The organism is Stenotrophomonas sp. TWI273 (genome assembly GCF_039674765.1).
Taxonomy (GTDB): domain Bacteria; phylum Pseudomonadota; class Gammaproteobacteria; order Xanthomonadales; family Xanthomonadaceae; genus Stenotrophomonas.
On sequence record NZ_JBDJOA010000003.1, the window covers coordinates 1 to 14,147 of the forward strand.

The 14,147-nt window shown below is 65.7% G+C and carries 14 protein-coding genes; 6 read left to right on the forward strand and 8 right to left on the reverse strand.

Going from position 1 to position 14,147, the window contains the following annotated elements; genetic code table 11:
• Positions 1 to 150 precede the first annotated feature (150 nt).
• The 3 genes from ABE571_RS04585 (at position 151) to ABE571_RS04595 (ending at position 3,646) form a co-directional block, all read left to right on the forward strand.
• Positions 151 to 2,022: an ABC transporter ATP-binding protein gene (locus tag ABE571_RS04585; RefSeq protein ID WP_346493299.1), complete on the forward strand. Its 1,872-nt coding sequence runs from the start codon at positions 151 to 153 to the stop codon at positions 2,020 to 2,022.
• A gap of 95 nt (positions 2,023 to 2,117) precedes the next feature.
• The gene (locus tag ABE571_RS04590; RefSeq protein WP_313210320.1) at positions 2,118 to 2,897 is read left to right on the forward strand and encodes a ferredoxin--NADP reductase; all 780 of its coding nucleotides are present in this window, start codon (positions 2,118 to 2,120) and stop codon (positions 2,895 to 2,897) included.
• A gap of 203 nt (positions 2,898 to 3,100) precedes the next feature.
• Positions 3,101 to 3,646, forward strand: coding sequence for a TlpA disulfide reductase family protein (locus ABE571_RS04595; RefSeq protein ID WP_313210322.1), 546 nt, complete (start codon positions 3,101 to 3,103; stop codon positions 3,644 to 3,646).
• A 174-nt stretch (positions 3,647 to 3,820) separates the two neighbouring features.
• Here the strand turns inward: ABE571_RS04595 and ABE571_RS04600 are convergent, their stop codons facing one another.
• Positions 3,821 to 4,303: a glutathione peroxidase gene (locus ABE571_RS04600; RefSeq protein WP_313210324.1), complete on the reverse strand. Its 483-nt coding sequence runs from the start codon at positions 4,301 to 4,303 to the stop codon at positions 3,821 to 3,823.
• 261 nt (positions 4,304 to 4,564) lie between these two features.
• Between ABE571_RS04600 and ABE571_RS04605 the strand changes: the two genes are divergently transcribed.
• Positions 4,565 to 6,736 carry a M3 family metallopeptidase gene (locus ABE571_RS04605; RefSeq protein WP_313210326.1) on the forward strand — a complete coding sequence of 724 codons (2,172 nt, stop codon included), beginning with the start codon at positions 4,565 to 4,567 and terminating at the stop codon, positions 6,734 to 6,736.
• 122 nt (positions 6,737 to 6,858) lie between these two features.
• Here ABE571_RS04605 and ABE571_RS04610 read toward each other — a convergent pair whose 3' ends face one another.
• The 5 genes from ABE571_RS04610 to ABE571_RS04630 form a co-directional block, all read right to left on the reverse strand.
• The gene (locus ABE571_RS04610; protein WP_346466671.1) at positions 6,859 to 7,254 is read right to left on the reverse strand and encodes a tetratricopeptide repeat protein; all 396 of its coding nucleotides are present in this window, start codon (positions 7,252 to 7,254) and stop codon (positions 6,859 to 6,861) included.
• 92 nt (positions 7,255 to 7,346) lie between these two features.
• On the reverse strand, positions 7,347 to 7,928 hold the full coding sequence (locus tag ABE571_RS04615; RefSeq protein WP_346493300.1) for a hypothetical protein: 582 nt from the start codon (positions 7,926 to 7,928) through the stop codon (positions 7,347 to 7,349).
• A 159-nt stretch (positions 7,929 to 8,087) separates the two neighbouring features.
• Entirely contained in the window at positions 8,088 to 9,206 is a 1,119-nt protein-coding gene (cfa, locus tag ABE571_RS04620; protein ID WP_346493301.1) for a cyclopropane fatty acyl phospholipid synthase, read from the reverse strand.
• A 14-nt stretch (positions 9,207 to 9,220) separates the two neighbouring features.
• Positions 9,221 to 10,078, reverse strand: a complete 858-nt coding sequence (locus ABE571_RS04625) for a DUF3298 domain-containing protein (RefSeq protein ID WP_313218849.1) — start codon at positions 10,076 to 10,078, stop codon at positions 9,221 to 9,223.
• Positions 10,079 to 10,143: 65 nt separating this feature from the next.
• A complete protein-coding gene (locus ABE571_RS04630; RefSeq protein ID WP_121041132.1) occupies positions 10,144 to 10,446 on the reverse strand; it encodes a GNAT family N-acetyltransferase in 303 nt (100 codons plus the stop codon).
• 212 nt (positions 10,447 to 10,658) lie between these two features.
• Here ABE571_RS04630 and ABE571_RS04635 point away from each other — a divergent pair, with 212 nt between their 5' ends.
• Complete coding sequence (locus ABE571_RS04635) at positions 10,659 to 10,838, forward strand: hypothetical protein (protein WP_313210339.1); 180 nt, start codon at positions 10,659 to 10,661, stop codon at positions 10,836 to 10,838.
• Positions 10,839 to 10,926: 88 nt separating this feature from the next.
• Here the strand turns inward: ABE571_RS04635 and ABE571_RS04640 are convergent, their stop codons facing one another.
• Positions 10,927 to 11,550, reverse strand: a complete 624-nt coding sequence (locus tag ABE571_RS04640) for a rhomboid family intramembrane serine protease (RefSeq protein WP_019182898.1) — start codon at positions 11,548 to 11,550, stop codon at positions 10,927 to 10,929.
• Between the two features lie 7 nt (positions 11,551 to 11,557).
• Positions 11,558 to 13,120 carry an oligopeptide:H+ symporter gene (locus tag ABE571_RS04645; protein WP_346493302.1) on the reverse strand — a complete coding sequence of 521 codons (1,563 nt, stop codon included), beginning with the start codon at positions 13,118 to 13,120 and terminating at the stop codon, positions 11,558 to 11,560.
• 177 nt (positions 13,121 to 13,297) lie between these two features.
• Here ABE571_RS04645 and ABE571_RS04650 point away from each other — a divergent pair, with 177 nt between their 5' ends.
• The gene (locus ABE571_RS04650) at positions 13,298 to 14,146 is read left to right on the forward strand and encodes an endonuclease/exonuclease/phosphatase family protein (protein WP_313210343.1); all 849 of its coding nucleotides are present in this window, start codon (positions 13,298 to 13,300) and stop codon (positions 14,144 to 14,146) included.
• The last annotated feature ends 1 nt before the right edge of the window (position 14,147 follow it).

Consider the following 14,147-nt stretch of genomic DNA (forward strand, 5'->3'; position numbering starts at 1 on the left):
GGGTGGGGCTGGGGGGGGGCGGGCGGGGGGCGGCCGCCGCTTGGTGGGGTCTCAACCGGGGGCCCCCCCCGGGCCGGCCACTACCGGGCTGCGGTCCGCGTGCACTGAATTCATGCATCAACCACGGTCACGGCGCGCACAATACCGCCCATGCCCGCCTCCCCCGCTGCCGGTGCACCCGGCCAGAAGAATCCCAGCCTGCGCGAGCGCGTCAATGCGATGCGCAACCTGCCCCCGTTCCTGCGCCAGGTCTGGCAGACCAGCCCCGGGCTGACCCTGGCCAGCCTCGGGCTGCGTGTGATCCGTGCGTTGCTGCCGGTGGCGATGCTGTATGTCGGCAAGCTGATCATCGATGCGGCGGTACTGCTCAGCCAGCACGATGCGGGCTTCCCGCCGTTCGGCGAGGCGCTCTCCAGCGGGCTGCTGAACCCGCTGCTCGGGTTGCTCGCACTCGAGTTCGGCCTGGCCATGGCCTCGGACCTGCTCGGCCGCATGGTCAGCTACGCCGATACGTTGTTGTCAGAGCTGTTCACCAACGTCACCAGCGTGCGCCTGATGGAACACGCCGCCGAGCTGGACCTGGAAGATTTCGAAGACCCCGACCTGCAGGACAAGCTGGACCGCGCACGGCGCCAGACCATGGGCCGGATGAACCTGATGAGCCAGCTGTTCGGCCAGGTGCAGGACAGCATCACCGTGGCCAGCCTTGCGGTCGGCCTGATCGTGTACGCGCCGTGGTTGATCCTGCTGCTCGCGGTGGCGCTGATCCCGGCGTTCATCGGCGAATCGCATTTCAACGCCGCCGGCTACAGCCTCAATTTCCAGTGGACGCCCGAGCGTCGGCAGCTGGAGTACCTGCGCCAGATCGGGGCCAGCGTGGAAACCGCCAAGGAGGTGAAAATCTTCAACCTCCATCGCTTCCTGATCGACCGCTACAAACGGCTGGCCGAGAAGTTCTACCTGGCCAACCGCGCCCTCGCGCGCAAGCGCGCGATCTGGGGCACGCTGCTCGCCGCGCTGGGGACGCTCGGGTACTACGCGGCGTATGCCTACATCGCCTGGCGCACGGTACGCGGCGATTTCTCGATCGGCGACCTCACCTTCCTGGCCGGCAGTTTCCTGCGCCTGCGCCAGCTGCTCGAAGGGCTGCTGATCGGCTTTTCGCAGGTCGCCGGGCAAGCGCTGTACCTGGACGATCTGTTCTCGTTCTTCCAGATCGAACCGGAGATCCATTCGCGCCCGGACGCGGTCGCCATCCCGCAGCCGATCACCCAGGGCTTCGTGTTCGAGAATGTCGGATTCCGCTACCCCGACGCCGAAAGCTGGGCGGTACGCCATCTGGATTTCGACCTGCGTGCCGGCGAAGTGCTGGCGCTGGTCGGCGAGAACGGTGCCGGCAAGACCACCCTGGTCAAGCTGCTGGCCCGCCTGTACGACCCCGACGAAGGCCGCATCCTGCTTGATGGCCGCGACCTGCGCGATTACGACCTGGATGACTTGCGCGCCAACATGGGCGTGATCTTCCAGGACTTCGTGCGCTACAACCTCAGCGCCGGCGAGAACATCGGCGTCGGCCTGGTCGAGGCGATGACCGACGACGCCCGCATCCGCGATGCCGCGCGCCGCGGCATGGCCGATGAAGTGATCGCCGGCCTGCCCGGCGGCTACGACCAGCTCATCGGCCGCCGCTTCAAGATGGGCGTGGACCTGTCCGGCGGTCAGTGGCAGAAGATCGCGATCGCGCGTGCCTACATGCGCGATGCACAGGTCATGATCCTGGATGAACCGACCGCGGCGCTGGATGCGCGCAGCGAGTTCGAGGTGTTCCAGCGCTTCAAGGAACTGTCCGACAACCGCACCGCGGTGCTGATCTCGCACCGGTTCTCCTCGGTGCGCATGGCCGACCGCATCCTGGTGCTGGCCGGCGGCCGGATCGAGGCCAGCGGCACCCATGCCGAACTGATGATCCAGGGCGGACGGTATGCCGAACTGTTCGAGCTGCAGGCCGCCGGGTACCGCTGAAACCCAGACGCGACAGGCCTGTCCGGCCAGTCAATGAGAATTTATCTCATTTGAGATAAACTAGACCCGACGAAACCGACCAGAACCCCACCCCCATGTCTTCCGCTTTTGGCGCCGAAACGGTGCTTGAGGTCCGTCACTGGACCGACGCCTACTTCAGCTTCACCACGACCCGCGACAGCGGCTTCCGCTTCGAGAACGGCCAGTTCGTGATGATCGGCCTGGAAACCGAGGCGCGCCCGCTGCTGCGCGCGTACTCCATCGCCAGTGCCAACTGGGAAGAAAACCTGGAGTTCTTCAGCATCAAGGTCCAGGACGGCCCGCTGACCTCGCGCCTGCAGCACATCAAGCCGGGCGACAAGGTGCTGGTCGGCAAGAAGCCTACCGGCACCCTGCTGATCAGCGACCTGCACCCGGGCAAGCACCTGTACCTGCTCGGCACCGGCACCGGCCTGGCGCCGTGGCTGTCGGTGATCAAGGACCCGGAAACCTACGAGCGCTTCGACAAGGTGATCCTCACCCACGGCGTGCGCTACGAAAAAGACCTGGCCTACCGCGACCTGTTCGAGAAGGAACTGCGCGAGCACGAATTCCTCGGCGATATGATCGGCGACAAGCTGCTGTACTACCCGGCCGTCACCCGTGAGGCGTTCCCCAACCAGGGCCGCCTGACCTCGCTGATGGAAAGCGGCGAGATGCAGAAGACCCTCGGCCTGCCGCCGCTGGATCCGGAAAACGACCGCGCCATGATCTGCGGCAGCCCGCAGATGCTGGCCGACCTGCGCACCGTGCTGGACAGCCGCGGCTTCCAGACCTCGCCGCGCATCGGCACCCCGGGCCACTACGTCTTCGAGCGCGCGTTCGTCGAAAAGTAATCGCGGCGCCGGGCTCCGCCCGGCTGATCGACGAACCTGCGCGCCAGCCGGGCAGCGCCCGGCTCTACGGGGCTGATTCGCCAACCGCAGCCCTGCCGGGTAGAGCCGACCGTTGGTCGGCTCCCGCGGCAACGATCGCATGCACGTTGGGCTATATTCCGCGTCAGCCCGGCAACGGCCGGGCCTGACCTGGAGCCGTACCGATGATCAGGAAGATCCGCCCCGCCCTCGCCTGCCTGCTGCTCGCCATGAGCCTGGCTGCCAGCGCCGCCGCGCCCGCAACGCCCTCACCGAAGGCCGGCGATATCCCGCCGCAGATCCTGGGCAAGGACCGCCGGGGCAATGTGGTGGACCTGGCCAGCCAGCGCGGCAAGGTCGTCATCGTCACGTTCTGGGCCTCGTGGTGCGGCCCGTGCCGCAAGGAACTGCCGATCCTGGGCCAGCTGCAGAAGGTCATCGGGCATGACGCGCTGCAGGTCTACGCGGTGAACCTGAAGGAACCGCGCGCCGATTTCGCCGCCATCGCCCGCAGCCGCAACGCCCCGCCACTGGACTACATCCACGACGCCAAGGGCGAGGTCAGCGACCAGTACGGCATCCAGACCATCCCGCACATGTTCATCATCGGCCACGACGGCAGCATCGCCGGCGTGCATCGCGGCTACTCCGAGCAGAGCCTGCCGAAAATCGTCGACGACATCCTCGCCCTCCTGCCCGAAGACGTGCGCAACCGCAAAGCAGGCGGCTGATTCCACCGCCGCGGTGTAGAGCCACGCCATGCGTGGCTGGAACGTTGGGCGAACCGGTGATGCGAGCCGGTAGAGCCACGCCATGCGTGGCTGGAACGTTGGGCGAACCGGTGATGCGAGGAGCCGGCCAGCGGCCGGCACTACCGGGATCACGGAGCCGGGCAGAGCCCGGCGTTACGCCAGCGCCGCCTCGATGTCGCCGCGCAGCGACTCGGGCTTGTCGGTCGGCGCATACCGCGCCAGCACCTGCCCATCGCGCCCGACCAGGAACTTGCTGAAGTTCCACTTGATCCCGCGCGTGCCCAATACCCCGGCCTTCTCGGCCTTGAGCCACTGCCACAGCGGATCAGCGCCGGCGCCGTTGACCTCGACCTTGTCCGACATCGGGAAACTGACCCCGTAGGTCAGCGAGCAGAATTCCCCGATCTGCGCCGCATCGCCCGGCTCCTGGTGCCCGAACTGATCGCAGGGAAACCCGACCACCACCAGCCCCCGTGGCCCGAACTCCCGCCACAGCGCCTCCAGCCCCTCGTACTGCGGCGTAAAGCCGCACTTGCTGGCCACATTGACCAGCAGCAACACCTTGCCCCGGTACTGCGCCAACGCCTGCGGCTGGCCGGACAGGTCCACGAACGGGAAATCGAAGGCAGTGGTCATGGCAGGGGATTCCGGTGGAAAGACCTCATCTTAGCTTGCCTGCTGGGCTCGTCCTGCACGGCTGGGGAGCCGGCCAGCGGCCGGCACTACTGCTCCCAATCTGGCCACACGCCGCTTTTTAAGGCGCCAATCAACTGTCCGGCGCCGCAGTTGCTTTCGCCATGCCCCGGCCGTGGTCCGGCCCAAACATGCCTTTCGACACAAGCCCCTCCGCAACGGCTCGGGTTACCCTCAAAGACTTGTCTGACCGGAGAATTCCCCTTGACCACCCGTCTTGCCCTCGCCGTCGCCGTGACCCTCGGCCTTGCCCTGCCCGCCTATTCGGCCACCGCCGCCACCCCGGCCGCGAACAGCGCCCAGCAGGCCAACCCGTTCTTCGCCGACAGCCCGCTGCCGCTGCACTTCCCGCAGTTCGACAAGATCAAGGACAGCGACTTCGCGCCCGCCTTCGACGCCGGCATGGCCCAGCAGCTGAAGGAAGTCGAGGCGATCGCCAACAACAAGGCCAAGCCGACCTTCGACAACACCCTCATCGCCCTGGAGAAGAGCGGTGAGACCCTGGACCGCGCCACCACCGTCTTCTTCAGCCTGGTCGGTGCCGACACCAACGACGCACGCAAGAAGCTGCAGGCCGATTACTCCGCCCGCTTCGCCGCGCACAGCGACGCGATCGCGCTGAACGGCAAGCTGTTCGCCCGCATCCAGACCCTGTACGACACCCGCGCCCAGCTCGGCCTCGACGCCGAGGGCGTGCGCCTGGTCGAGAAGTACTACGAGAGCTACGTCCGCGCCGGCGCCAAGCTGTCCGAAGCCGACAAGACCAAGCTCAAGGAAATGAACGCCGAACTGGCCAACCTGGGCACCAAGTTCAGCCAGAACGTGCTGGCCGAAGTGAACGCCTCGGCGATCACCGTCGATGACGTCAAGGAGCTGGCCGGCCTCTCGCAGGAACAGATCTCCGCCGCTGCCGAAGCCGCCAAGGCCCGCGGCCAGGACGGCAAGTACGTCATCACCCTGCTCAACACCACCGGCCAGCCGCCGCTGACCAACCTGGCCAACCGCGCGCTGCGCCAGAAGATCTACGAAGCCTCCATCACCCGCGGCAGCCGCGGCGGTGAGTACGACAACACCGCCCTGGTCTCGCGCATCATGCAGCTGCGTGCCGACAAGGCCAAGCTGATGGGCTTTGCGAACTTCGCCGCCTACAACCTGACCAACCAGACCGCCAAGACCCCCGAAGCGGTCAACGCCATGCTCGGCCAGCTCGCCCCGGCCGCCGTCGCCAACGCCAAGCGCGAAGCCGCCGACCTGCAGGCGATGATCGACAAGGAGCAGAAGGCCGCCGGCAAGCCCACCTTCAAGCTGGAAGCCTGGGACTGGGCGTTCTACAGCGAGAAGGTCCGCCAGGCAAAGTACAACTTCGACGAATCCCAGCTCAAGCCGTACTTCGAAATGAAGAACGTGCTCGAAAACGGCGTCTTCCACGCCGCCCAGCTTGAATTCGGCCTGACCTTCAAGCAGCGCACCGACCTGCCGGTCTACCACGAAGACGTCACCGTCTATGACGTGTTCGATGCCGACGGCAGCCAGCTGGCGATCTTCATCTTCGACCCGTACGCACGCGCCTCCAAGCGCGGCGGTGCGTGGATGAACTCGTACGTCTCGCAGTCCGAACTGACCGGCTTCAAGCCGGTGGTCGCCAACCACCTCAACATCCCCAAGCCGCCGGCCGGCAAGCCGACCCTGCTGACCTGGGATGAAGTGACCACCACCTTCCATGAATTCGGCCATGCCCTGCACGGCATGTTCTCGAACGTGAAGTACCCCTACTTCTCGGGCACCTCGGTGCCGCGCGACTTCGTCGAGTTCCCCTCGCAGGTCAACGAGATGTGGGCCGATGATCCGGTCATCCTGAAGAACTACGCCAAGCACTACCAGAACGGCACGGCCATGCCGCAGGCCCTGCTCGACAAGGTCGTCGCTGCCGCCAAGTTCAACCAGGGCTTCGCCACCACCGAGTACCTCGGTGCGGCCATGCTCGATCAGCGCTGGCACCAGATCGGCCCGGACCAGGTGCCGGCTGCCAAGGACGTCATGAAGTTCGAAGCCGATGCCCTGGCCAAGGACGGCATCTTCTACGCGCCGGTCCCGCCGCGTTACAAGACCCCGTACTTCAGCCACATCATGGGCGGCTACTCGGCCGGCTACTACGCCTACATCTGGTCCGAAGTGTTGGATGCCAACACCCAGAAGTGGTTCCGCGAGAACGGCGGCCTGAGCCGCAAGAACGGTGACCACTTCCGCCAGACCCTGCTCTCCAAGGGCGGCAGCGTCGATGCGATGGAGCTGTTCCAGAACTTCGCCGGCCACGCCCCGCAGATCGAGCCGCTGCTCGAAAAGCGCGGCCTGACCTCGGGTGACAGCAAGAAGTAAGCGTCCGCTGCAACGACGTGCAGTACAAAAAACGCCCGGCACTGCCGGGCGTTTTTTTTGGTTCTTCTACCCATGGCGATACGGACGTGACCGTAGGTACCAACCGTTGGTTGGTGCGACCCTCAATGCGCCTGCGGGTCGAACCAGGCTTCCCAGGTAAACGGTGAGGCAGCCATCGTGCGCGCCTGTTCGAACGCCGCCCTCGCCTGCGCCGTGCGCCCGGTATTGAGCAACGCCACGCCAAGGTTGAATGCCGCATGCCGATCGTCGCTACCCAGCGCCAACGCCCGCTGCAACACCTCACGCGCACGGGCGTACTGCGCGCGGTCACAGGCAACGGCGCCGAGCCCGGTCAGGAGCAGCGGATCTTCGCTGTGTGCCGACAACGCGGCCTCCAGCGTGGCCGTGGCCGTTGCAAGTGCAGCGTCCGCATCACGCGTACCGGCGAACGCGGCCTCCACCTCGCTGCGGGCGCTCAGCAACGCGTGGACTACGACGGAAGAAACGGCGTCATGCATGCGGCGCAATGCTAACGGGAAACACACCCGACCGGCGATGCCGGGCGGGATCAACGCGGCTGCCAGCGCTGTGCCGGCAGCCGCAACCGCGCTTAGTTCGAGGCGGTGGTATAGACGTAACCCAGCGGCGATCCTGCCTGGTCAACCTTCGCCTTCACCTTGAAGTGGAACGCCGGCAAGTTGGAGCCGCTCATCCGGCAGTTTTCGGTCTCGGTCACCTTGCAGGTGTACGCCTGCTCGGTCGGCTCGAAACCCATGCCGATGTACATGTCCAGATCTGGATTGGTGCGCAGCACGGTGGTGGTGTAACGGTTCGCCCTCGGCTTGATCACACCGGAGATCGTCTCACCTGCCATCAGCGTTACAGTCATGCCCGCCGTGCGTGAGCCGCCCGGCGCCGTCTGCAGGTTCCAGGACAGGCACACCATGTCGGACGGATCAGTGCACGCCACTTCTTCCACGTCGTAGGCCTTGCGCGCGGCCGACGCCTGGCTGGCCAGGGTGCAGGCGAACAGCACCGCGATGGCGCTGGCGAAATGGGTTTTCTTGTTGCTCGTCATCTGTTGATCAACTTCATGTTGGGAACGGATGCCATCGCGAACCGCAGCCGAGAGGCCACGGCGCGCAACGACCGCGCCAACTTGGCCATGCGGCGGCGGCGAAAAACTGCGCACCGAGCCACGTATCGTCCGGCCCCGCAGCGCAGCGTGCCCGCGAGGCATTGAACGACCCAACCGCGACACATCGTGATTCTTTCAGCCTATCGAAACTGAACGAATGCAATTTCGTAATAACGCCTCGAGGGGCGACACGCGGTATCCATGCCGATCCCGTCAGCGCGGCGCCACATACCCACCCGGCACCCCATGCGGCGACAGCACCAGCTGCCACAGCTGCGCATGCCGGCAACGGAAGCTGGCCATCGAGGCGGCCAGGTAGAAACGCCACATGCGCTTGAAGCGTTCGTCGTAACGCTGCGAATCCAGCTGCGGCCACGCGTTTTCCACGTTCAACCGCCACGCCTGCAGCGTCCGGTCGTAATCAGTGCCGAAGTTGTGCCAATCCTCCAGCACGAACAGCCCTTCAAACGCGGCGGTGAGCTGGGCGGCCGAGGGCAGCATCGAATTGGGGAAGATATAGCGCGCAATCCAGGGATCGGTGCGGTGGCGCGACAGGTTGCCGCCGATGCTGTGCAGCAGGAACAACCCGTGCGGATGCAGGCAGCGCCGCGCCACCTCGAAGTACCCGCGATAGTTCTTGTCGCCCACGTGCTCGAACATGCCCACCGAGAAGATCGCGTCGAAGGTCTCGTTGAGGTCGTGGTAGTCCTGCAGGCGGATTTCGATCGGCAGACCGGCACACAGCTGGCGCGCGTACTCGGCCTGCTCCTGCGAAATGGTGATGCCCACGCCGGAGACGCCATAGCGTTCGGCGGCGAACTTCAACGCTTCGCCCCAGCCACAGCCGATATCCAGCACATGCTGGCCGGGGCGCAATTCCAGTTTGCGGCAGATCAGGTCGAGCTTGGCCTCCTGCGCCCCGTCCAGGTCCTGCGCGTCGCGCCAGTAACCGCAGCTGTAGACCAGGCGCTGGCCGAGCATGGCCTCATACAGGTCGTTGCCGAGGTCATAGTGGCGCTTGCCGACTTCGAAGCTGCCACCGCCCGCCTGCAGGTTGAACAGGCGCGCCTTGAGTCCATCGGCCACTTCGCGCCAGCTGTGCACGCGCTCGTCCAGATGAGCCTGCATCAGGTGATACAGGAAGCCGTCCAGCAAGGCGGCGTCCCACTGGCCGTCCATGTAACTCTCGCCCAGGCCGAGCGAGCCCTGGGCCATGACCCGCGCGTAGAAGCGCGGGTCGTGCACCGTGATGTCCTGCGGCTGGTCACCGTCAACGGTGACCCCCGCCTCATGCAGCAACCCTGTGACCCGTCGTTGCAGCCCAGCGTCCACGTCGCCTCCGTCGATCAGCCCCGGGCGAACAACCCCGCGACATCCTGCCCCACGTGCGGCACCAGCACGGCGGCCGGGACGTCCACGGTCTGCGTGCCGTCCGAGTACGGCCCTACCTGGTAGGGCGGGAACACGAAGCGTATCGCAGAGATGCGCCCGTCGGAACCGGTCAGCGGCTGGAACTGGCTGAAGTTGTCGGCACTTGGCCCGGTGCCGTCGGCGATCATCCGGCTGGCATTGCGCAGCGATTCCTGCATCTGCGCCGGTTCCATTTCATCGCCGCTCAACCGGGTCGCCACGCGCTCGCGCAGCTGGTCGGCCACGTAATCGCTGATCGCCTTCCAGCCCTTGGCATCGGCCACCAGCTTGTCGGCGGTCAGCATCTGCTGCTGCTCCGGCAGCCACACAAAGCGCGCCACCAGCGGCTCACCGTGGGCGCCGCCGGTATAGCGGCTGCCGTCGGCGGTCACCACCACCAGCTGCGGCGTTTCCAGCACCTTCTCGAAGGTCAGCGAAAGCTCGTAGGGCATGGTCGGCTTGTCGTTGCCCAGCCCGTCCAGCGCCTGCTGCAGCTCTGCCCGCGCACTGTCGGCATAGCCACCCAGCGCCTTGGCCAAGCCCGGATACCGGGCGATGTCCGGCGGGTAGGTGATCCCGACCACGGCCTGCGGCGAGGTCTCGATCACATCGCGCAGCTCGACCGGTGCGTCTGGAGCCACCGCGGGCGCGACGGCTTCGGCGGCCGTGTCGACCGGCGCCGCCGGTGCTTGTGTGTCGCCGTCGTGCTTGTTGCAGCCTGCCAGCACCACCACGCCCATGGCCATGGCCAACGCGCTGGCGCGCAGCGCGCGACGGTTTCCTGCGATGTTCATCCTGAAATCCCCTTGTTGTAACCCACCATCATGATCGGCCATCCCTGAAGCATGACCCGCTGTCGTCATCGGACCAGCAGGTCGTCGTACTCCTCGTGCCGCTGCAGGAACGCCTCGGCGTAAGCGCAGGCCGGCACCACCTTGAATTTCTGTTCGCGCGCATAGCGCAGCGCCACCTTGGTCAACTCACCCGCCACGCCACGGCCGGCGATCGGCTCCGGCACCTCGGTATGGGTGATGATCATCCGCTTGCGCTTGATCTGGTAATCCAGCAGCGCCAGATGCCCTTTGACCCGGGCCTGGAAGCGGTGATTGGCCAGATCGTGCTCCACCTCGTAAGCCAGTCCGGGCGGCGTGACCGAAGCCATGAGCGGTGTCTCCTGCGGCGACTGCAGCGATAGTGCGCAGCCGGCCGCCATGATCGCGTGAAGCCTGAACAGGGGCAAGCAGCGACGTGCTGCGTCACATCCCGCCCTAAAGCCCGGCGCCTGCAGGCCGATACCGGAGTCGGACAGGGCGTGAAAGCTGGCATGGCTTTTGCGAAGACCTGCCTGTACGCACCCGCTTTCCGGAGGTCCGCATGGACAACACTGCACCTGCCCCCGCCCCCCACGGCGACGCCGACACATCGCTGCTGGAAGGCTTGTTCCAGTTGGCCGTGAATGGCCAGACCCAAGGCTGGGAATTCGACCAGATCGACAACGAGGTCTATGCCCGCCTGCTCAGCACGTATGGCGTAGACGGCAAGAAGGCCGCCTGACGGTTGCCGGGCTCACGACCAACGGTCGTGAGCTACCCCGGCCAGATACGTCGTCGTAGGTACCGACCGTTGGTCGGTACGCCCCGACTCAACCGCCGAGGCGGAAGGTCGGGTTGCTCAGCTCACGCAGGAAGTGGCTGAAGATGCTCGGCTGCATGGCCAGCATGAACAGCACACCGAAGGCCGCACCGGCCAGATGCGCGCTGTGGTTGATGCGATCGCCGCCGCGGCGGTCCATCCAGATGCTGTAGCCGACATAGAACACGGCATAGATGATCGCCGGCGCCGGAATGAACAGCACCAGGATGATCGACCACGGCTTGATCAGGATGAAGGCGAATAGCACCGCCGATACCGCGCCCGATGCGCCCAGGCTGAGGTAGTTGGGGTTCTTCTGGTTCTTCAGATAGCTCGGCAGGATCGACACCAGCAACGCACCCAGGTAGAACGCCGGATACGTCAGGTAGCTGCCGCTCAGCTGCAGCATCACCTGTTCGATGAAGCCGCCGAAGAAGAACAGCGTGATCATGTTGAACGCCAGGTGCGACAGATCGGCGTGGATGAACCCGTACGTGATCAGGCGATCGTACTGACGGTTGCGGTCCACCGCCGGCGGCCACAGGATCAGGCGGTCGGCGAGCGCACGGTTCTTGAACGCCATCCACGACACGATGACGGTAATGGCGATCAGCAGCAGGTTGACTGGGGTCATGTCAGGCTCAGGCGGTGCGGTAATTGTCGACCATACGATAGCGCTTGGCATACCAACCGAAGGCCAACGCCGCCAGGAACGCAAAGCCGGCGAAGAAGAACATCAGGAACGCCGCCTCGCTCAAGCCGGTACTGGCGATCTGGTGGGTCACCGTATCGTTGCGCACCGCCGCGTTGGACAGCAGCACCCACAGGTTGCCGATGGTGGTGGTCAGGTTCCAGAAGCTCATCACCACGCCCTTCATGGCCTGCGGCGCCTGGCTGTAGGCGAACTCCAGGCCGGTGGCCGATACCAGCACCTCACCGAAGGTCAGCAGCGCGTAGGGCAGCATCTGCCAGAAGATGGACATCACGTTGCCGCCATCAATCATCACCTGGATGCCACCGACCACGATCCAGGCCAGGCCGCTGAAGGCGATACCGGCGGTCATCCGGCGCAGCGCGGTCGGCTCGAAGCCGAAGCGGCGCAGCATCGGGTACAGCACCAGGTTGTTGAACGGGATCAGGATCATCACCAGCAGCGGGTTCAGCGCCTGCATCTGCGACGCAGTGAACCAGCTCGGCATGGCCATCTGCTGGCCCTGCAGCACCCAGGTCGAGGCCTTCTGGTCAAACAGCGAGAAGAACGGCGTGGTCAGGGCGAAAATCACCAGCACGCGCAGCACCGAGCGCACGCCCTCGACCGCTTCGGCCGGATGCACCGCACGGGCGCGGTCCAGCTGGATCCAGGTACCGCCACCGATACCGGCCAGCAGCAGGACCAGCGCGATGCACAGGCAGATCACGATGCCCAGGCTGCCCACCAGCCCCATCGAGGCCACCGCCAGCACCGCGCCGAGAATGGCCAGGGTACGCCCCGGACGGCCCTTGCCCGGCACCTGTGCCGACAGCGCGGTGCGCACCACGTTGCCGAACGAATGCGGGTCCTTCGGCGGCAGCGGCACAAGCACATAGCGCTTGCGGCCCATCCAGAACACGAAGGTGGCCACGAACATCAGAATGCCCGGGATGCCGAAGGCCCACGATGGGCCCAGGTTCTTCAGCGCCAGCGGGATCAGCAGCGAGGCGAACAGCGAGCCGAAGTTGATGATCCAGTAGAAGGCGTCGAACACGACCTTGGCCAGATGCTTGTTGCTCTGGTCGAACTGGTCGCCCATGAACGAGGCCACCAGCGGCTTGATGCCGCCCGCGCCCAGCGCGATCAGGCCCAGGCCGACGAAGAAGCCCTGGCGGCTGTCCTCGAAGATGGCCAGACAGGCGTGACCGGCGCAATAGATCAGGCTGAACCACAGGATGGTGTGGTACTTGCCAAAGAATTTGTCGGCCAGCCAGCCACCGAGCAGCGGGAAGAAATACACGCCGATCATGAAGCTGTGCATGATGTCCTTCGCCTCACCGGCGCGGCCATCGGCGGTGATCTCCTGCAGCAGCAGCGAGGTGATCAGGAACTGCACCAGGATGTTGCGCATCCCATAGAAGCTGAAGCGTTCGCAGGCCTCATTGCCGATGATGTAGGGAATCTGGCGCGGCATCTTGCCTTTGCCTGCGCTGGCGGCTGCGATATTGCTCATCCTGTGGGGCTGTCCTGCGAACACGAAAGGACCAAGATTACCGGAACCCCCTACCCCAGCGCACGCTGCACAGCTGCATGACAGGCGGCGCCGGACATGGCAGGCGGGCCCGAAACGACCGCGCGGGATGGCGCCCATGTCACGGATCGTCGACGGGGGAAGCGTAAACTTATCGTTATGCGCACGCACATCAAGGGTCAGACCCGACGTTGGACCGGCTGGATCCTGCTGCTGTTGCTGGCGGCCCCCGCCGCAGGCGCGCATGCGCGCCAGGCCGAGGAGGCCCTGCCCTCGCTGAAGATCGCCACGCTGGAACTGCCGACCCAGGACGATGCGCAGTGGCAGCAACGGCGGGACCAGGTGCTGCAGCTGCTCGAATCCATGCAGCCGGACGTGATCGCGGTGCAGCGCGTGCTGCAGACCCAGGGGCGCAATCCGGCCTGCTGGCTCGCCAGCCGGCTGCGCTACAGCTGCGATTTCGTCACCGCCGATCCGCCCAGCCAGCCGTTGCGCCATGGCAGCGCGATGCTGACCCGGTTGCCGGTCACCGATGACGCCGTCACCCTGCTGCATCCGCCCGGGCAGTTCAGCGCGGCCGGCATGGTACGGATCAAGCTGCGCGAAGAGCTGATCAACATCTACGTGGCCCGGCTGCGGCCGGAGCCGGATGACGCGCAGATCCGCCGGCACCAGACCAGCGACCTGATGACCTGGATCGGCGCGACCGCCGAGGGCCTGCCCTCGCTGATCGCCGGCGATTTCTCCGCGGAGATCACCGAACTGGTGGGCAGCACGCCGGGCTTCCAGCCAGCCCGCAAGAACCCCGGCGAACGCGTGGACCCGCCCTCACTGGCCGGCGCAGCGCGTGGGCACGGCCTGGACGTGCTGTTCCAGGTGAAGTACTTCGGCGGCATCCGCCAGGACAGCATCAAGCTGCCGGCCAGCGAGAGTGACCCCACCGCGATGCGCCTGGGAACCATGGCGACCCTGCGCCTGCAGACGCCGGAAAGCACCAGCGCGCCCTGAC